Annotated in this window: 14 protein-coding genes and 4 tRNA genes; 15 read left to right on the top strand and 3 right to left on the bottom strand. The window is 39.9% G+C overall.

Going from position 1 to position 20,349, the window contains the following annotated elements; all coding sequences use genetic code 11:
* The first annotated feature begins 99 nt into the window (after positions 1–99).
* Together ACPUEN_RS17890 and ACPUEN_RS17895 are read left to right on the top strand one after the other, a co-directional pair.
* The gene (locus ACPUEN_RS17890; RefSeq protein ID WP_425637327.1) at positions 100–3,450 is read left to right on the top strand and encodes an FG-GAP-like repeat-containing protein; all 3,351 of its coding nucleotides are present in this window, start codon (positions 100–102) and stop codon (positions 3,448–3,450) included.
* Positions 3,451–3,918: 468 nt separating this feature from the next.
* Positions 3,919–6,570, top strand: coding sequence for a DUF5686 and carboxypeptidase regulatory-like domain-containing protein (locus ACPUEN_RS17895; protein ID WP_425637328.1), 2,652 nt, complete (start codon positions 3,919–3,921; stop codon positions 6,568–6,570).
* 65 nt (positions 6,571–6,635) lie between these two features.
* Here the strand turns inward: ACPUEN_RS17895 and frr are convergent, their stop codons facing one another.
* The 3 genes from frr to ACPUEN_RS17910 form a co-directional block, all read right to left on the bottom strand.
* Complete coding sequence (gene frr / locus ACPUEN_RS17900; protein ID WP_425637329.1) at positions 6,636–7,196, bottom strand: ribosome recycling factor; 561 nt, start codon at positions 7,194–7,196, stop codon at positions 6,636–6,638.
* Positions 7,197–7,206: 10 nt separating this feature from the next.
* Complete coding sequence (gene pyrH / locus ACPUEN_RS17905; RefSeq protein WP_111611438.1) at positions 7,207–7,917, bottom strand: UMP kinase; 711 nt, start codon at positions 7,915–7,917, stop codon at positions 7,207–7,209.
* A 279-nt stretch (positions 7,918–8,196) separates the two neighbouring features.
* Positions 8,197–8,691, bottom strand: coding sequence for an acetyl-CoA carboxylase biotin carboxyl carrier protein subunit (locus ACPUEN_RS17910; protein ID WP_425637330.1), 495 nt, complete (start codon positions 8,689–8,691; stop codon positions 8,197–8,199).
* 66 nt (positions 8,692–8,757) lie between these two features.
* Here ACPUEN_RS17910 and ACPUEN_RS17915 point away from each other — a divergent pair, with 66 nt between their 5' ends.
* The 13 genes from ACPUEN_RS17915 (at position 8,758) to rpoB (ending at position 20,318) form a co-directional block, all read left to right on the top strand.
* Positions 8,758–11,370: a M1 family aminopeptidase gene (locus ACPUEN_RS17915; RefSeq protein ID WP_425637331.1), complete on the top strand. Its 2,613-nt coding sequence runs from the start codon at positions 8,758–8,760 to the stop codon at positions 11,368–11,370.
* A 149-nt stretch (positions 11,371–11,519) separates the two neighbouring features.
* A tRNA-Tyr gene (locus ACPUEN_RS17920) sits at positions 11,520–11,602 on the top strand.
* 158 nt (positions 11,603–11,760) lie between these two features.
* Positions 11,761–11,833 (top strand) — tRNA-Gly (locus ACPUEN_RS17925).
* 32 nt (positions 11,834–11,865) lie between these two features.
* Positions 11,866–11,937: transfer RNA gene (locus ACPUEN_RS17930), tRNA-Thr, on the top strand.
* 63 nt (positions 11,938–12,000) lie between these two features.
* Entirely contained in the window at positions 12,001–13,188 is a 1,188-nt protein-coding gene (gene tuf / locus ACPUEN_RS17935) for an elongation factor Tu (RefSeq protein ID WP_425637332.1), read from the top strand.
* 119 nt (positions 13,189–13,307) lie between these two features.
* A tRNA-Trp gene (locus ACPUEN_RS17940) sits at positions 13,308–13,381 on the top strand.
* Positions 13,382–13,397: 16 nt separating this feature from the next.
* On the top strand, positions 13,398–13,586 hold the full coding sequence (secE, locus tag ACPUEN_RS17945; RefSeq protein ID WP_086500235.1) for a preprotein translocase subunit SecE: 189 nt from the start codon (positions 13,398–13,400) through the stop codon (positions 13,584–13,586).
* An 18-nt stretch (positions 13,587–13,604) separates the two neighbouring features.
* Positions 13,605–14,162 (top strand): transcription termination/antitermination protein NusG, encoded by a 558-nt coding sequence (gene nusG, locus ACPUEN_RS17950; RefSeq protein WP_111611442.1) that lies wholly within the window; start codon positions 13,605–13,607, stop codon positions 14,160–14,162.
* Positions 14,163–14,165: 3 nt separating this feature from the next.
* Positions 14,166–14,609: a 50S ribosomal protein L11 gene (rplK, locus tag ACPUEN_RS17955; RefSeq protein WP_425637333.1), complete on the top strand. Its 444-nt coding sequence runs from the start codon at positions 14,166–14,168 to the stop codon at positions 14,607–14,609.
* Positions 14,610–14,619: 10 nt separating this feature from the next.
* Entirely contained in the window at positions 14,620–15,318 is a 699-nt protein-coding gene (gene rplA / locus ACPUEN_RS17960; protein WP_233753882.1) for a 50S ribosomal protein L1, read from the top strand.
* Between the two features lie 2 nt (positions 15,319–15,320).
* On the top strand, positions 15,321–15,863 hold the full coding sequence (rplJ, locus tag ACPUEN_RS17965) for a 50S ribosomal protein L10 (protein WP_425637334.1): 543 nt from the start codon (positions 15,321–15,323) through the stop codon (positions 15,861–15,863).
* 42 nt (positions 15,864–15,905) lie between these two features.
* Positions 15,906–16,286, top strand: a complete 381-nt coding sequence (gene rplL / locus ACPUEN_RS17970; RefSeq protein WP_092894643.1) for a 50S ribosomal protein L7/L12 — start codon at positions 15,906–15,908, stop codon at positions 16,284–16,286.
* Positions 16,287–16,442: 156 nt separating this feature from the next.
* The gene (gene rpoB, locus ACPUEN_RS17975) at positions 16,443–20,318 is read left to right on the top strand and encodes a DNA-directed RNA polymerase subunit beta (protein WP_425637335.1); all 3,876 of its coding nucleotides are present in this window, start codon (positions 16,443–16,445) and stop codon (positions 20,316–20,318) included.
* The last annotated feature ends 31 nt before the right edge of the window (positions 20,319–20,349 follow it).

Here is a 20,349-nt window from a genome sequence, read left to right on the forward strand (position 1 = left end):
AAAATGATCCAAGTGGCGATTTATCCATCTGCACAATTACCTACTTCAGGAAAAGTTTAGTTTGGGCATTTCAAGTGGATGATGAAACAATTTATACCAATGAAAAATGCCAGTTTTCATTTTTTCATTTTTACGCTTTTCACTCTGACTTCATGTTTGCAAAAACCTGATTTACAGCAGCAGGGATCACTTTTTGCAAGTCTTCCTCCAGATAAAACAGGTGTTGAATTTATCAATGCGCTGATCGAGACAGAAGAGTTTAATATTGTTGAATACCTGTATTTTTATAATGGAGGTGGGGTTTCAGCTGGAGATATCAATAATGACGGACTGATTGATCTCTACTTTTCTTCTAATCAGGGGCCTAATAAACTTTATTTGAATAAGGGAGAGATGGTTTTTGAAGATATCACCACCCAAGCTGGGCTGTCATCTGAGGGGCCGTGGAAAACTGGAGTTTCTATGGCCGATATCAACGGAGATGGATTACTTGATATTTACGTTTGTCGGTTGGGGAATTGGAAAACAGTAGCTGGGAGAAATGAGCTATATATCAACAACGGTGACTTGACTTTTACGGAAAGTGCGGAAGAATATGGTTTGGATTTCCAAGGATTCAGCACGCAAGCTGCATTTTTTGATTTCGATAAAGATGGTGATTTGGACATGTATTTACTGAATCATGCTGTGCACACCGAAAGGAGTTATGGAGGTGCTGAGTCTAGGTATTATGATGATGGGTTTGCGGGGGACAGACTCTATCGAAACAACTTGGAAAGTGGGGAAAAGAAGTTTACCGGAATCACACGGGAAGCGGGTATTTTTTCCAGTAAAATCGGATATGGTTTGGGGATTGGTATTTCGGACATTAACAACGATGGATGGCCAGATATCTATGTTTCAAATGATTTCAATGAGAATGACTACCTCTATATCAATCAGAAAGATGGGACATTTAAAGAGCAAATATCCTCCGGTGTCAATTACAGTAGTAGGTTCTCGATGGGAAGTGATTTTTCAGATTTTAATAATGATGGATGGATTGACTTTATCACCATGGATATGTTGCCTAGGGATGAGATCATTCAAAAAATGTCAACAGGAGAAGATAGTGAAGAAGTTTACCAACTCAAGTTGGGGTTTGGTTTTGAAAGACAAGTATCTAGAAACAGCCTTCAACTGAATAATTCCAATGGAACGTTTTCGGAAATCGGGCAATACTCAGGTGTTTATGCGACAGATTGGAGTTGGGCAGCATTGTTTGGTGATTTTGATAATGATGGTTGGAAAGATTTATTTGTTTCCAATGGAATAGTTCGAAGGCCCAACGACCTGGATTATATGAATTTTGTGACCAATCCTGAAATAAAAGATGGATTGCAAAACAAACCTGACATGAGTGATCTTGCGCTAGCTGGAAAAATGCCTGCTGGAGAGGTCGATAATTTTATTTTTAAAAACAATAAAGATCTGACGTTTACAGATGTTTCCAAGGAATGGGGCGTTTTCGGTAAAGGTATTTCTAATGGAGCGATATATGGGGATTTGGATAATGACGGGGATCTAGATTTGGTTATTAACAATATCAACCAATCTGCTGGAATTTATGAAAACAGATTGGGGCAGTTTTCTGACAGTAGTAAAACCGTAAATTATCTAAAGTTGAGATTCAAGGGCTTGGGTTTAAACCAATTTGGTATTGGAGCCAGGGTAGAGTTGTATTACCAAGATCAGGTCCAAGTTCAGGAAAATTTTACCAGTCGAGGATTTCAATCCTCCATTGCCCCAGAAGTCCATTTTGGATTGGGAAATTTGCAGTACGTAGATTCTCTAAAAGTTACCTGGTCGAGCGGTAAATCAGAAACTCTGAAGAATATCAAAGCCAATGACACGCTTGTTTTGGATGAATCAAATGCGAGCTATACTTCCCAAACTTCTGAAAATTCAAAAGGTTCAGTGTTGAGGATGTTGGATAAAGAGTCTACCGGTCTTGATTTTCAACACATTGAAAATCAATTTAATGATTTTAACACTGAGCCTTTGCTGCCGCATAAATTATCGCAAGAGGGCCCTGCTTTAGCCGTAGGAGATTTGAATGGAGATGGTATGGAAGACGTTTTTGTTGGCGGGGCTTCTGGGCAGTCAGGGGCGGTGTTTCTTCAAAGCAAAGACGGTCGATTTTATCGATTGCATCAAGCCTTATTGGATGAAGACTCTAATTTGGAGGATGTAAGTGCGATTTTTTTTGATAGTAATGGAAATGGATTTTTGGATTTATTAGTAGGAAGGGGAGGTAATATCCAAATCGCTAATGATAAAGGAAAGTCTACCCGAATCTACCTCAATAACGGTAAGGGGGTTTTTAATCAAAAAGTACTAGTAGAATTGGAGCCTAATACCCAGGTTTCAGTTGTCGAAGCGGCGGACTTTAATGGAGACGGAATGGTGGATTTGATGATTGGAGGCAGAAACGTGGCTGGTAAATATGGATACAGCCCCAAGAGTTATTTATTCCAAAATCAAGGAGGAAATAACTATGTAAACCGAACGAAGGAAATTGCTCCAGATTTGGAATGGATAGGGATGGTAAAGGATGCGGTTTGGGAAGATTTAGACCTAGATGGAAATCTCGATTTGATAGTTGTAGGAGAATGGATGCCAATCAGCATTTTCATGAATCGAGGAGGGAAATTAATTAATGAGACCATTTCATTTGGACTGGAAAAATCAAAAGGTTGGTGGAATACAATTGCTGCAGAAGATCTAAATGGGGATGGTTTTCCAGATCTGGTGCTTGGAAATTTGGGCTTGAATAGTCGCTTGAAAGCCTCCAAAACGGAGCCTGTCAAAATGATTGTAAATGATTTTGACCAAAATGGAACTTCAGAGCAGATTATTTCTTATCCAGTGGAAGGAAAATATTATACGGTAGCTTCTAAAGATGAGCTTGTAAAGCAAATGCCAATCCTCAAAAAAGAGTTTTTACGCTACCGGGATTTTGCAGGAAAGAGTGTACAGGAATTGTTGTCTTATTTAAATGCAAAGGAGGCGAAATACCTCGAAGCCCATATGTTTGAATCTATCGTATTGGTAAATCAAGACGGTCTGGATTTCCGCATTCAAAATTTGCCTGCGGAGGCTCAATTTGCACCACTTGAGGCGATTGAGGTGGTAGATGTGAATCAGGACGGACATCTCGATTTGGTATTAGGGGGTAACAAAACTGGTGCATCACCTTATTATGGGGCTTATCAGGGGAGTTGGGGGCAGATTTTAGTAGGAGATTCTTTTGGGAATTTCAGGGCTGACCCTCAAAACCGACTCAAAATTCGAGGTGATGTGAGAGGGATCAAAAAGATATCAGTCAAGGATCTTACTTGGTTGATTTATGCAAAAAATAGTGATTCACTAGAGGTAATTCAGATCGATGAGGTGAAATTGCTTAAGTAGGTTTTTTTTGGAAAAGACAAGAGTCACTAAGACTACCGATTTAAGACAAAGGCCATTTTATTTAGTTAGTACTGTGAACTGAATACTAAAATGATAACCTAATAGATGTTTTTCATGTCAAGAGGGTCTAAACTTTAATAATTTAGCCTACGTTTCACCTTGGAAAGGCAAAGCCTAGATGGTGAATTTTTCTTTTGAATTTTCCTCTTTGCTTCTTAATTCCTCACGTTGGAGGTGGTAGTTTGATAAATTGATTTTTCAATTTTTCTCAATCTGGGATTATTGGAAACTCAAAATCCTTTCAAGTAAACAACGGGAGGTCGGGTAACGAAGGAAGACTAATAAAAAGTGAAAATTGTACTGTGTATATACTTGGATAACTGGTTAGCGTTTTTAATCCTTAAATCATATTAAGAAGTTATATTCAACCTTAGTTAATCAGTTATATTTAGTGCCATATTTTAATTTATGCGATTATTCTTTAAGATTTTTATACGATCTGTTTTTTTGTTACTAACATTCTTAGTTGCTGAGCGTTCTATTTTGGCACAAGGAATCAAAGGAACCGTGAGATCTGCAGATGGGCAACCCTTAGCCTATGCATCAGTTTATATTCGAAATTTAGGAGACGGAGTACCGACAAATGAAGAAGGGAGTTTTGAATACAAGCTTCCAAAAGGTGTTTATGACGTGCTGATCCAATACCTAGGATACAAATCTCAACTTGAAACCATTATCGTGACAGATGAATGGATTACAAAAGATTTTGTGATGGAGCCGCAAGAATATACACTGGCTGAAGTGGAAGTAAGGGCTGGAGCGGAAGATCCTGCTTTGACTATTATGCGAAAAGCGATCGCAAAAGCTAAATACCACCGACTTCAAATTCAGAAATATAGTATGACGGTTTATCTCAAAGGAACCGGCAAGCTTACCGATGCTCCTTTTTTCCTTAAAAAAACTATAGAAAAAGAGGGCTTCAAACTCAATGAGGCATATACCTCAGAGTCAGTTTCCAGAATCACCTTTACTCAGCCAAACAAAGTGGAAGAAAGGGTGATTTCTATTCGTACGAATGGAGATAATCAATCCACATCTCCTGCACCATATATTCAAACTACGTTCTATCAAGAGAAAATTAATGGGATTATTTCACCCCTTTCCCGTTCGGCATTTATCTATTATAAATTTAAATACGAAGGAAGCTTTTTTGACCAGGATGTGATGGTCAGCAAGATTAAAGTCACTCCAAGATCCAGAGGCGAGCAGGTTTTTGAAGGATTCATTTATATTATCGAAGACTTGTGGGCAATTCATAGTTTGAATTTGCAGACTTCTTTACTTGGCTTTCAGATTACAGCAAAGCAGCAATATGCTCCTGTAGCAGAAAACGTGTGGATGCCACTGACTCACACCTATGATTTTGGAGGTAAGATTTTTGGTTTTGAAGGCAACTTCAAGTATCTGGCGTCTACCAGAGAGTATGAAATTGAGCTGAATCCTGACTTGGAAGTGGTCCCTGAGATTATAGATGAAAAAGTGCAGGAAGTGCCAGATGAGATAGTTGGGTTTAACAAGTCTGTTTCTGCATTAGAGCAGCTAGCTAAAGAGGAACCCAAGACCCGGAAGGAATATCGTAAGCTCATGAATGAGTATGAGAAAGAATCGCTGAAAGAGCGGGATGAGCCAGAGGTGATAGAGGAAAGCTATTATGAGGTGGACTCTATGGCCAAGAAATATGGTCAAGCTTATTGGGATAGCATTCGCCCTGTACCTTTGACAGAGAGTGAAATTAATGGATATAATCGGGATGATAGTCTGGCGACAGTAGAAGTAGCAAAGATGAGTGATGTGGATTCTGTCGCTAAAAAAGCAAGGAGAAAATACAAACCTCTTGACTTTATGAATGGGGCCACTTACAGTTTAGGAAAGGGGACTTCAGTTGGATTTAAGCAAAATTGGACCAAGATTTCCTTTAATACTGTGGAAGGTGCAAAGCTAGGTCTGGGACTTTTTTATAGGAAAGAGTCTGTGACAAAATTGGCTGATAGCGTAAGCAGGCATCGCAAAAGCTTTAATATAGAGCCTGAGCTTCGGTACGGATTTTCGAGCAATCGCTTTTATGGAAAAATTGATTTTCGATGGTCCAGTACTTTGCCTATCTCGGGTACTACTTTTGGAATTAGGGGTGGAAGATATATCTATCAGTTTAATGGTGGAGAACCTATCAACGAGCAGGTAAACGCAGTCTACTCTCTGCTTTTTAGGCAGAATTATATGAAGTTATATGAGCAGGACTTTGCTCAGGCATACTGGGCTCACAGGGTAAATGGCGGGATTACGTATCGGGTGAACATGACCTATGCACATCGAGCCGAACTTTTCAACACCAATAATTACAGCTTTTACAAAAAGCCGGAAAGAGTTTATACTCCAAATCAGCCAGAAAATGTGGAGACAGGCGTCAATTCCTTTGATGATCATGATATACTAAAATTAAATGCAGAGCTGGAATGGCGACCGGGGGTGAAATATGGGATTCGAAATGGCCGAAAGTATCCTATAACGGGTCGCTCTCCCTTGATAAAGTTAGCTTACAACAAAGCATTTGGCGGAATAAGTAATGATGGAACGGCTGCCGATTTTGATCACTTGGAGCTTGGGGTTCAGCATGATTACACCTTTGGAGTAAGCGGAAAGCTTGATTTCAACCTTTCTGCTGGAGCCTTTTTATCGAACGACCAAGTCTACTTCCCGGATTTTCAGCACTTCGGAGGAAACCGTACCATTTTTTCCAATTTTGGTCCAGCCTCTAATTACCGCTTCATGGATTATTATAAATACAGTACTAATTCCAAGTACTTTTCAGGCATAGTTCACTACCAATTCAGGAAATTTATTTTCACCCAATTGCCAATGCTGAGGTTCTCTGGAGTGAGAGAAAATATCTTCTTCAATTACCTAAAAACAGACAATTCACCCAATTATTGGGAAGTCGGGTACTCGCTGGATAACCTGTTTCGGATATTCCGAGTAGAATTGGGAGCTGGCTTTGAAGATGCCAAATTCCTTCGTGGAGGAATTCGATTTGGGATTGCCACCTTTATCAATATCAACTAGCATAAAGTGGCTAGAAACAGAAAAAGCCCGGATTTCCGGGCTTTTTCTGTTTCAGTTTTGAAAGATTAGACTTTCATGATGTCCACTTCTTTTTTCGCAAGAAGCTCATCTATTTTCGTTGAATATTGATCTGTTAGTTTTTGAACAACATCCTCAGCTCTTTTTATTTCATCCTCTGAAGCTCCATCTTTTTGAAGTTTTTTCAGCTCATCATTGATGTCTTTTCGAACAGTTCTAAGAGAGATTTTTCCTCCTTCGCACTCATGTTTTGCCTGCTTCACCAGAGAAATACGTCTTTCCTCGGTAAGCGCTGGAATAGTCAAGATGATTACCTCTCCATTGTTTTGAGGAGCTAGTCCAAGGTCCGAGTTGATGATTGCTTTTTCTATTTCTGAAATCATCGACCGCTCAAAGGGCTTGATAGAAAGCGTTCGGGCATCAGGGGTGTTTACAGAAGATACTTGATTCAAAGGAGTGTTAGCTCCGTAATATTGAACCATAATACCATCCAAAAGATTTGGCATTGCTTTCCCTGCACGTATTTTCAGAAGTTCAGCAGAAGTGTGTTCTACTGCTTTCTGCATCAATTCTTTTGCTTCGTCTAAGTATAATTCGATTTCTTCCATGATAGTTAGCTTAAAGAGAAGTGATCAAAGTACCAATTTCTTCACCTTGTACCAATTTGCTTAGATTTCCTGTCACATTCATGTCAAAAACAATGATTGGCAGATTGTTTTCCTGGCAAAGGGTAAAGGCCGTCATGTCCATGACGTTGAGGTTCTTTTCGTACACTTCGTGAAATGAAATGGTTTTATATTTTGTGGCTGATGGGTCTTTCTCCGGATCTGCGGTGTATACACCATCTACTCGAGTACCTTTCAATACGATGTCGGCCTCTACTTCTATCGCTCTTAGACTGGCTGTAGAATCAGTTGTAAAGTATGGATTACCAATACCTGCTCCGAAAATAACAATACGCCCTTTTTCTAAATGACGGATAGCTCTTCTACGGATGAACGGCTCGCAAACGCTTTCTATTTTGATACCAGACATAAGCCGAGTGTACATTCCTCCTTGCTCAAGAGCACTTTGCAGCGCCATAGCGTTGATCAAGGTAGCAAGCATGCCCATGTAGTCACCCTGTACTCTGTCGATTCCGGACTTTTCGGCTTGTACTCCTCTGAAAATGTTTCCACCTCCGATTACAATAGCTACCTCCACACCCATGTCATGGACTTTTTTGATCTCCTGTGTATATTGCTGCAGCCTAACTGGATCAATGCCATAACTCTTATCACCCATTAGCGCTTCTCCACTGAGTTTGAGCAGTATTCTCTTGTATTTCATATGATTATAATTCGTCTTTTAAAGGCCATATGGAATCTCGCAGTATTTATTATAATCATCAGTGTGTGACTTTTTTGGTCATGCTCGATTTCATCGGTTTTTAATTGTTTTTCAGAGGTTGGTTATCGCTGTTTTAGCGATTATTTAAGCCAAATTTTTCCCAGCATAGAACTAAAATGAAATTAGCTGATTGACTGAAAAGGAATCGGAAGATGACCGATCTGGACAAAATAATCCGACAAATATAATTTCTTCAATTCATTATGCTAGGCTTAAAAGCTAAAATTGAATCAGGACTTGGTTTTTTTCTACACTTTGATTGAGAGAAACTTTGACTGCTTTCACGATTCCATCTCCCGGCGATTTCAGGATATTTTCCATTTTCATAGCCTCCAGGATTAACACCACCTCTCCTTTTTTGACCTCATCTCCTGGCTTTACTTTTAGATCTAAAATGAGTCCAGGCATAGGCGCTTTAATTTCCTTCAATGTTTGCGAAGCCATGTTGTTCATGCCCATTTGCTCTAAAAGTAGGTCAAATCTATCTTTGAGCTGAAGGCTAGAAATCTTATTTCCAAGTTTGATTTGGATTGATTTGGTGGCTTTATCAATATCAATCAATTCAGCTTCAATAGACTTTTTTTCAGAAATCAGGTGAATTTTTCGATCGGAAATCCACTTAAGATCCCATTCGATTGTTTTCCCATTTACTTGCAAGGCATCATCGATTTTTTCCACCGAATAGCTTTTATTTTGGATTGTAACTGTAAACATTCATGTTAATTTGAACTCGAATATACAATTTCCCATAAAACAGACTCTTTTTCGTAAGCATTAAATATGAATCAATCTAAAGAATTAAAACAAAGGCCAGTTTGGTGTTTATCTATCCTTTGTGTGATTTTTTCCCTTCTATTTATAATATCCTGTAAATCTGTCGCTGTTTCTGACCTTGAAAGCAATGATAATCAAGATGCAAAATCGGACAGTATGGGTTTGAAAAGGCTTATTGCAGAAAAAGAGCTAGCTATAGAATCCTATCAACCTTCGGCTACTAAGACCTTTGATATCTTACATACTGACTTGGACTTGTTATTTGATTATCAAAATCAAACTGTTTTAGGGAAAGCATTACTGACTATCAAACCTTATTCCTCTCCAGCTAAAGAGCTTTTGCTCGATGCCCAAGATTTTGAATTAAAGGAATTATTTTTCCTTGAGAGTGGAGAGCAGCAGTCATTAAACTATGAATATGATGAGGAGAAAATTCAAATTCACCTTCCAAGGGAATTAACTAAAACTGATACTTTTCAAATAGGAATAAATTACACAGGTTTTCCCGAGCGAAACGCTGGAGGTGGTAGTGAGGCAATTACAGACACCAAAGGGCTTTATTTTATTGATCCTCTGGATACAATTCCTAATAAGCCAACAATGATTTGGACTCAGGGGGAGACTGCACATAACTCTAAGTGGTTTCCTACGATCGATTCTCCTAATGATAAATTCACCCAGTTGATAAAATTAACCGTTGCAGATTCCTTGATTTCAATTGGTAATGGAGAATTGGTCAAACAGGAAGATTTAGGGAATGGGTTTAGAAAGGATCACTGGGAAATGAAGCTTCCTCACTCGGCTTACTTGGCTGCATTTGCTATAGGAGATTTTGGAAAAGTGGAGGCAAATTGGGAGGATATTCCATTGGGTTACTTTGTAGAAAAAGGATATGAAAAGGGAGCAGAAAAGGTTTTTCAAAATACCCCTGAGATGATTGGTTTCTTTTCGGAATTACTTGGTGTGAGGTATCCCTGGCCTAAGTATGATCAGGTAGTTGTCCGAGATTTTGTCTCCGGTGCGATGGAGAATACTACGGTGTCTGTTTTCATGGAGGAATTGCGCATGACAGAACGGGAGGCGATAGATTCTGAAATGGATTACATTATTGCACATGAGCTATTTCACCAATGGTTTGGTGATTACGTCACAATAGAATCATGGGCAAACCTAACGTTAAATGAAGGCTTTGCAAATTATAGTGAGTTCCTTTGGAATGAATACAAATTTGGGCCAGATGAGGCAAAGCTTAAGCTCATTGCGGAGACAGAAAATTACTTTTCGGAAGCAGAGACAAAGCAAGTCAATCTGATTCGCTTCGATTATGAAGATGCTGAAGATATGTTTGATTCACATAGCTATTCAAAAGGTGGTGCTATTCTGCACATGCTTCGCGAATACTTAGGTTCAGAAGTCTTTTATGAAGGACTGAACTACTACTTAACTGAACATGCTTTTGAGAATGTAGAAGTGAATGACCTTCGTATAGCCTTAGAGAAAGTTAGTGGAGAAGACTTGAATTGGTTTTTTGATCAATGGTTTTTAGCAAAAGGGCATCCTGATCTTCATGTTGAAGTGGATTATTCAGACCCAACAAACATTAATCTTTCCATTAAACAGCTGCAAGATTTGCGTGATACACCACTTTATCAACTTCCCTTGGAAATCAGCTGGTATGAAGAGGGAGTTAGGAAAAGCAAGAAATTCATGGTCACCAAAGCCTCTCAGCAATTTTCTCTGAATAATGAGTCGCCAATAGAGTTACTATTCATTGATGAAGGGAAAAACCTACTTGCTACTAAATCCATGGAGTTAAATGCAGATCAAATGCGAGCACAGTTCCAAACTTCCAAATTTGGAATAGCTCGCTATGAGGCGCTAGATAGTTTAGCTATCTGGGGAGCAGTAACAGAATTAGAATCTATAATTGCAGAAGCGCTGGAGGATGAGTTTTGGTCTGTGAGGGAATCTGCTTTGTCCATTCTTCAAGGATATCCTGAGTGGCTAAAGGATACCCCGGAATTAGCTAGAAAAGTACTTCAGGTTGCAAAAAATGATTCAAGAAATTCAGTAAGAGCAGGTGCATTAGATGCGCTTTCAGCATTTTCACCTGATGACTATTATGACACTTTTGTAGAACTCGCCAAGGATTCATCTTATCTGGTTGCTGGATCGGCCTTGATGGGCTTGGTAAGTGGTGATGTTGAAAAAATTGACCCATTGCTGATAGAAAATTACGCGAAGGAGACAAATTTCAGAATGGTGATTCCCTTAGCAGACTATTATATTATCAATGCGATAGAAGATAAGGGGGGCTGGTTTCTTGATCAGGCAAATACCATTTCGGGTGAAGGCTTGTACTACTTGTTAGGATATTTTAGTGAATACTTTACCCGTTTTCCAGCTGCAGGTGAAGACCAAGCTATAAATTTTTTATTAGACAAGATGAGGAATAATACTAGAGATTATATTCGTAAAGCGGCGTTTCTCGGGCTACTTGGATTTTCAGATAATCCCGAGGTTTTAAATAGAATCAGTGAGGTGGCAGCCCTGGAAGTCGATAGCGAGCTGGTATCCTATTACAACTATTTTCTAGAAAGCATAAAAGATGAAAATTAATGCATTGATTTATAAACGTTTGGAAATAAAACTGATAAAATCTCATCAATTTTGAAATGCATGTTTTGAATCTTTAATAAAAGCCTCTAATTTTGCCATCCGTTACGATAGAAAAGCCGAACAAAAAGGTTCGAAAAGTAACGTTAGTTGGGGGAATACCAAAGCGGCCAACTGGGACGGACTGTAAATCCGTTGACTTAAGTCTTCATAGGTTCGAATCCTATTTCCCCCACACCATTGCCTTAATGCAAAATTTTTTTCTAATTTTGCAGGGCGAAAAAATCTGGACAAGACCAGATTTATATGGAAGTAGCTCTCCAAGGTATCAATCGAAAGATCAAATACTTAGAGGTAGAGCGGCAGAGATGATATCATCTCGAAAGATTACAAGCGGGAGTAGCTCAGTTGGTAGAGCGGCAGCCTTCCAAGCTGCAGGTCGCGGGTTCGAGCCTCGTCTCCCGCTCTTTGCTTTCGCAAGAAAGCATAAGAGTCTAAGCCGACGTAGCTCAGGGGTAGAGTACTTCCTTGGTAAGGAAGGGGTCAGGGGTTCAAATCCCCTCGTTGGCTCATTTCGATTAATAAGAAAAAAAATTAAATATATCTTTAAACTTAAACTGAGGATTTTCACGCATGGCAAAAGCACAATTCGACCGTTCCAAGCCGCACGTTAATATCGGTACGATTGGTCACGTAGATCATGGAAAGACCACTTTGACTGCTGCCATCACTACCGTACTGGCTAGTAAGGGTCTATCTGAATTAAGAGACTTTTCTTCTATCGATAACGCACCGGAAGAAAAAGAAAGAGGTATCACCATTAACACCTCTCACGTAGAATATCAGACTGAAAACAGACACTACGCTCACGTAGATTGTCCAGGTCACGCTGATTACGTTAAGAACATGGTAACAGGTGCTGCCCAAATGGACGGCGCTATACTAGTAGTAGCAGCTACTGACGGACCAATGCCTCAAACAAGAGAGCATATCCTTCTAGCTCGTCAGGTAGGTGTGCCTCAACTAGTAGTATTTATGAATAAAGTAGATATGGTTGACGATCCTGAGCTTCTTGAGCTTGTGGAGATGGAAATCAGAGAACTACTTTCTTTCTATGATTTCGACGGAGACAACATCCCTGTAATCGCTGGATCTGCACTTGGTGCATTGAACGGTGAAGAAAAGTGGGTTGAAACTGTAATGGAATTGATGAATGCTGTCGATTCTTATATTCCTCTTCCTGAAAGAGCAATTGATAAGGACTTCTTGATGCCTGTAGAGGACGTATTCTCGATCACTGGTCGTGGTACTGTAGCTACTGGTAGAATCGAGAGAGGAGTTATCAACTCTGGTGAAGGAGTAGACATCATCGGTATGGGTGCTGAAGGCCTTAAGTCTACAGTAACTGGTGTTGAGATGTTCCGTAAGATTCTTGACAGAGGTGAAGCAGGTGATAACGTAGGTCTATTGCTAAGAGGTATTGAAAAATCACAAATCAAACGTGGTATGATTATCTGTAAGCCAGGATCTGTGAAGCCTCACGCTCACTTCAATGCTGAAGTTTACGTTCTTTCTAAAGAAGAAGGTGGACGTCACACTCCATTCTTCAACAAATACCGTCCACAGTTCTACCTTAGAACTACAGACGTAACTGGCGAGATCAAACTTCCAGAAAACGTTGAAATGGTAATGCCAGGTGATAACGTGACTATCGAGGTGACTTTGCTAAATGCGGTTGCCCTTGAGAAAGGTCTTCGTTTTGCGATCCGTGAGGGTGGTAGAACAGTAGGAGCTGGTCAGGTTACTGAAATTCTTGACTAATTCATCAATCACAGATTGACTATTTATACAATGCGATCTCAAATTATTTTGGGATCGCATTTGTTTCTTTAGTAATCAATACCTAATTTTGCGTTCCCATTAGCGGGGCGTTCATTTACACGGGCATAGTTCAACGGCAGAATAGCGGTCTCCAAAACCGTTGATGGGAGTTCGAATCTCTCTGCCCGTGCCAGTAAGTTAAGTACACTATGAATCTGAAAAACTTTGTTCTAGAATCTTATGATGAAATGGTGAATAAGGTCACATGGCCTAAATATTCATTTCTTCAAAATAGTGCAGTTTTGGTGTTAGTAGCATCTTTGATCTTTGCCCTTTTTATAGGGGTGGTTGATCTTGGATTCGAGAACATCATGAAATGGTTTTATGATTTATTCTAATTGAATTGACATTACAGAATGGCTGAACATAAATGGTACGTACTCAGAGTAGTAGCGGGACAGGAGAAAAAAACTAAAACCTATTTGGATAATGAAATTTCCAGACAGGATATTGGGGATTTTATTCCTGAAGTCTTAATACCTTCTGAGAAAGTATATGAGATGCGTAACGGCAAAAAGCGTGTCAGAGAGAGAAACTTCTTTCCTGGTTACGTTTTAGTTAATGCAGATCTCTCAAACGGTGAAGCCAATCACGTAATTACAAGTATTCCGGGAGTAATCGGTTTCTTAGGATCTAACTCAGGTGGGGCTTCCAAAACCCCTGAGCCACTTCGTCAGTCGGAAATCAACCGTATTTTAGGTAAGGTTGAAGAGATCGACGAGTTCGCAGAGAAACTGGATACACCATTTATAGTCGGAGAGACTGTCAAAGTAATGGACGGTCCTTTCAGTGGATTTACCGGAACAATAGAGGAGATATTTGAGGAGAAGAAAAAACTTAATGTTATGGTTAAGATCTTCGGCCGAAATACTCCTGTCGAATTAAACTTTATACAAGTAGAAAAACAAGACTAAGCAATGGCTAAGGAAATCACTGGTTATTTAAAACTACAAGTGAAAGGTGGCCAGGCAAACCCGTCGCCTCCAGTAGGTCCAGCTCTTGGTTCCAAGGGTCTGAACATAATGGAGTTTTGTAAGCAGTACAATGCACGTACCCAAGATAAAATGGGTCAAGTGCTTCCTGTATTGATTACAATCTACTCAGATAAGTCTTTTGACTTCGTTGTAAAAACTCCTCCTGCAGCGAATATGTTGCTAGAGGCTGCGAAAATTAAAAGCGGATCTGCTGAGCCTAACCGTAAGAAGGCAGGATCAGTAACCTGGGATCAGGTTAAGGAGATAGCGGAGGTAAAAATGCCTGACCTTAATGCTTTCAAAGTTGAGTCTGCTATGAAAATGGTAGCTGGTACAGCAAGAAGCATGGGAATCACAGTATCTGGAAAAGCCCCTTGGGAAGTATAAATAAAAAACAATGGCTAAGTTAACAAAAAAGCAAAAAGAAGCTCTTTCTAAGTACGACCCAAGCCAAGTGTACTCCCTGGAGGCAGCTTCTACTATCGTGAAGGATATTACTATGACGAAGTTTGATGCTTCCGTAGATCTTGACATCCGTTTGGGTGTGGATCCACGTAAAGCTGATCAAATGGTAAGAGGCGTTGTTGCGCTTCCTCATGGTACAGGCAAAGACATCAAAGTATTGGTGCTTTGTACTCCTGACAAAGTAGCAGAAGCAACCGAAGCAGGTGCAGATTACGCAGGCTTGGACGACTACATAGCTAAAATCGAAGGCGGATGGACTGACATTGATGTCATCATCACTATGCCTAACGTAATGGCGAAAGTAGGTAGATTGGGTAGAGTATTAGGACCAAGAGGTCTTATGCCAAATCCTAAATCAGGAACTGTTACTCTGGATGTAGCTAAGGCAGTAAAAGAAGTAAAAGCGGGTAAAATCGATTTCAAAGTAGATAAATTTGGAATTATTCACGCTGGTATCGGTAAGGCATCCTTCACTGCAGCGCAGATCGAAGAAAATGTAAAAGAACTTATCCTTACGATTTCTAAGCTAAAGCCTTCATCCTCTAAAGGAACATATTTCAAGAGTATTCATTTATCCAGTACAATGTCTCCTGGTATAGCAGTGGACAAGGGTAGCATTCAAGGAATTTAATCATGACTAGAGACGAAAAGAAAATAATAATCGACGGTCTTACTGAGAAATTTAAGGAAAACCCTTTCTTCTATATCACTGATGCTTCAGGTTTTTCTGTAGCTCAAGTGAATGCTTTCAGAAGAGCTTGTTTTGACAAAGGCGTGGAGTACAAAGTGTACAAAAACACCTTGGTCACTAAAGCACTGGAAAATTTAGATGCTGACTTTACTGAATTATCAGAAAAAGCATTGAAAGGATTCTCTGGAATTTTATTCTCAAAAGAGACGAGTAATTTACCAGCAAATGTATTGCTGGATTTTAGAAAAAAATTAGGTAAAAAAGCAACTAAGCCAGCATTCAAAGGCGCTTCTATCGATGCAGATATTTTCATCGGAGAAGAAAACCTAGAGATGTTATCTAAGTTGAAGTCAAAGGAAGAATTGCTAGGCGATCTAATCGGCTTGCTACAATCTCCAGCGATGAATCTTATCTCAGCATTGCAAAGTGGCCAGAACAATATTACTGGTGTGCTTAAAACGCTTGCTGATAGAGAAGAAAAATAAGTTAAAAAAAATAATTCAAACAAATATTAAATTTCAAATACAATGGCAGATCTTACGCAACTTGCAGATCAGTTGGTAAACTTGACTGTAAAAGAGGTTAAAGAATTGACAGATATCCTTAAGGATCAGTATGGCATCGAGCCAGCTGCTGCAGGCGCAGTAGTTGTAGCAGGTGGTGCTGGTGCTGGAGAAGCTGCAGCTGAAGAAGAGAAAACGACTTTTGACGTGATCTTGAAAGCTGCTGGTGGATCTAAACTGGCAGTTGTTAAGCTTGTAAAAGAATTGACAGGTCTTGGTCTTAAAGAGGCTAAAGAACTAGTTGACTCTGCTCCTAAAGCATTGAAAGAAGGTGTAGCTAAGGACGAAGCTGAAGGCTTGAAGAAGTCTTTGGAAGAAGCTGGTGCTGAAGTAGAGATCAAATAATTTGCTGAACCGCAACTATTAGGTTGGGGTTCACACCTAAGACCTGACTATTTTAGTCAGGTCTTTTCCTGTTTATGCACGGGTTTAAAATTGCATTATTCTAAGCGAAAATAGAATTATTTCGCTATTAACATTTCACCATAAACATACACTACCTTGGCTATCAAGAATCAAACCGAAAGGAAAAGTTTCTCCTCCATTAAGGTGGTCAAAAGCTATCCGGATTTTCTAGATATTCAGTTGCAGTCTTTCAAAGACTTTTTCCAATTGGATACTCCAGCAGAAAAGCGCCGGGCAGACGGTTTATTTAAAGTATTCGCAGAAAACTTCCCTATCAGTGATTCCAGAGAAAATTTTACTCTTGAATTCATTGATTACGCAGTAGACCCACCGAAATATTCTGTGAGCGAATGCATTGACCGTGGCTTGACCTACTCTGTACCGTTGAAAGCAAAGTTGAGATTACTTTGCCATGATGAGGATAATGAAGATTTCGAAACGATTGAGCAAGAAGTATTCTTAGGTAATCTTCCGTATATGACCGAGAAAGGGTCATTTGTAATTAATGGTGCTGAGCGAGTTATTGTTTCACAACTTCACCGTTCTCCAGGTGTATTCTTTGCGCAAAGCAAGCATACAAATGGCACGAAACTTTATTCTGCCAGAATTATCCCTTTCAAAGGATCTTGGATTGAATTTGCGACTGACATTAATAATGTCATGTATGCTTACATCGATCGTAAGAAGAAGTTTCCTGTAACTACTTTGCTAAGATCAATTGGCTATGGCTCTGATAAAGATATTCTTGATCTGTTTGGGCTATCTGAAGAAGTCAATGCTACGAAATCAGCAATGAAAAAAGTAGCCGGCCGTAAGCTAGCTGCAAGGGTTCTAAGAACTTGGGTAGAAGATTTCGTTGACGAAGATACTGGTGAAGTAGTTTCTATCGATAGAAATGAGGTATTGCTTGAGCGTGATACTGTACTTACAGACGAAGACATTGAAATGATCTTGGATTCAGGCTCGAAGAGCATCATTCTCCATAGAGAAGATGTGAACGTGGCTGATTACTCTATCATCTATAATACATTACAAAAAGATAGCTCTAACTCTGAAAAAGAGGCTGTGGAAGTTATCTACCGTCAGTTGAGAAATACTGAAGCTCCTGATGAGTCTACTGCTCGTGAGGTGATTCATAGCTTGTTCTTCTCTGATAAGCGTTATGATCTAGGTGAAGTTGGTCGTTATAGAATCAACAAGAAACTAGGTCTTGACATCGATTCAGATAAAATCGTTCTTACTAAGGAAGATATTATCAACATCGTAAAATACCTAATTGGACTTATCAACTCTAAGGCAGTAGTCGATGATATTGACCACTTGAGCAATAGACGAGTAAGAACTGTTGGCGAGCAGCTTTACAGCCAATTCGGTGTAGGTTTGGCCAGAATGGCAAGAACGATCCGGGAACGAATGAACGTTCGTGACAATGAAGACTTCAAACCAGTCGATTTGATCAACGCACGTACGCTTTCTTCCGTGATTAACTCCTTCTTTGGTACCAACCAACTTTCTCAGTTCATGGATCAAACCAATCCATTGGCAGAGTTGACTCACAAGAGAAGACTTTCAGCTTTGGGTCCAGGGGGTCTATCCAGAGAAAGAGCAGGATTCGAGGTTCGAGATGTTCACTATACGCACTACGGTCGTTTGTGTACTATTGAAACTCCAGAAGGTCCAAACATTGGTTTGATTTCTTCTCTTTGTGTTCACGCAAAAGTGAACTCAATGGGCTTCCTTGAAACGCCTTACCGTAAGGTGAAGGACGGCAAAGCAAGCTTGAAAGCTGAGGATGTATTGTTCCTAACTGCTGAAGAAGAAGATGATCACAACATTGCACAGGCAAACGCTCCTTTGGACGAGACTGGCAAGTTTATCAATGAAAAAGTAAAAGCGAGATTTGAAGGTGACTTCCCAGTATTGGAGCCATCTGAAATTAGCTATATGGACGTTGCTCCTAACCAAATTGTATCTGTTGCAGCATCTTTGATTCCATTCTTGGAGCATGATGATGCCAACCGTGCATTGATGGGGTCAAACATGCAGCGTCAGGCAGTTCCTTTATTGAAAGCTGAAGCGCCTATCGTAGGTACTGGTTTGGAAGCAAAAGCTGCTGTAGATTCTAGATCTCTCATCATTGCGGAAGCAAGTGGCGTAGTAGATTATGTGGACGCTAAGAAAATTGTCATCAAATACGATCTGACTGATGATGAGCTTTTGGTGAATTTCACAGACGAATATAAGTCTTATGACTTGATCAAATTCAGAAGAACTAACCAGGATACTACTATCAACCTTACTCCTTTGGTGCTGAAAGGCCAGAAAGTGAAAAAAGGTCAGGTATTGGTAGAAGGTTACTCTACTAATAACGGTGAGCTTGCTCTTGGTAAAAACTTGAAAGTGGCTTACATGCCATGGCAAGGTTACAACTTTGAGGATGCTATCGTAATCTCTGAGAGAGTAGTAAGAGAAGATATCTTTACTTCAATCCACGTAGAAGAATTCCAACTGGAAGTCCGTGATACGAAAAGAGGTGAAGAAGAATTGACTTCTGAAATCCCTAACGTTTCTGAAGAAGCAGTTAAAAATCTTGATGAGCATGGTATCATTGCGATTGGAGCTGAGGTAAAAGAAGGCGATATCATCATCGGTAAGATCACTCCAAAAGGAGAAACTGATCCGACTCCAGAAGAAAAATTGCTCAGAGCAATCTTCGGTGATAAAGCTGGTGACGTAAAAGATGCTTCCTTGAAAGCTTCACCTTCCTTGAACGGTGTTGTGATTGAGACTAAGCTTTTCGCTAGACCTAAGAAAGATAAGGATGTCAGAGCTAAAGCTAAAGCTGAAGTTGAAAAACTGAAAGCTAGATACTCCAAAGATCTTTTGGCTATTAGAGCCCGAATGATCAATAAAATGGTGACTATCCTTGATGGTAAAACTTCACAAGGCGTTAAGCATAAATTTGGTGATGAAATCATCACGAAAGGCCAGAAGTTTAATGCTAAAAACATTGAAAATAATCTTTTCCCTGCTAAGAATCCTTATAGAGATGAGAGCAATTACAATGTTCCGGAAGAGGCTAACCTAATCTCTGATATCGTTCTTGATGACTGGACAAATGATGCTCATGTGAATGAGTTGATCGTCCACTTGGTGAAAAACTTCATCAATTCAAGAAATGAGATTGCTGGTACTTTCAAGAGAGAAAGATTTACTCTAGAAGTAGGTGATGAACTTCCAGCTGGTATCGTTCAACTTGCGAAAGTTTACATCGCTAAGAAGCGTAAGCTGAAAGTGGGTGATAAGATGGCAGGTCGTCACGGTAACAAAGGTATCGTAGCAAGAATCGTAAGAGACGAGGATATGCCATTCCTAGAGGATGGAACGCCAATGGATATCGTATTGAATCCACTAGGTGTACCTTCTCGTATGAACATCGGACAGATCTTTGAAACTGTATTGGCATGGGCCGGACAGAAACTGGATAAGAAATATGCTACGCCAATCTTTGATGGTGCTTCGATGGAAGAAGTTTCTCACGAATTGGAATTGGCAGGTCTACCAGCATATGGTCGTACTTACCTTTACGATGGTCTTTCAGGTGTGAAATTCGATCAGCCAATTACCGTAGGTATTGCATACATGCTGAAATTGGGTCACTTGGTAGATGATAAAATGCACGCCCGTTCAATCGGACCATACTCATTGATTACGCAGCAGCCTTTGGGTGGTAAAGCTCAGTTTGGTGGCCAGCGTTTCGGAGAGATGGAAGTTTGGGCACTTGAGGCATTCGGTGCATCACACGTACTTCAGGAGATCCTGACAGTGAAGTCTGATGACGTAATTGGTAGAGCAAAAGCTTACGAAGCAATTGTAAAAGGTGAAAACCTTCCTAAGCCGAATATTCCTGAATCATTCAACGTATTGGTTCATGAGTTAAGAGGCTTGGCTCTTGAAATTACCCTAGATTAATAAAGCGAATGGGCTCGCAAGAGCCCTTTAC

This window comes from Algoriphagus yeomjeoni, assembly GCF_049821175.1.
GTDB classification, from domain to species: domain Bacteria; phylum Bacteroidota; class Bacteroidia; order Cytophagales; family Cyclobacteriaceae; genus Algoriphagus; species Algoriphagus yeomjeoni_A.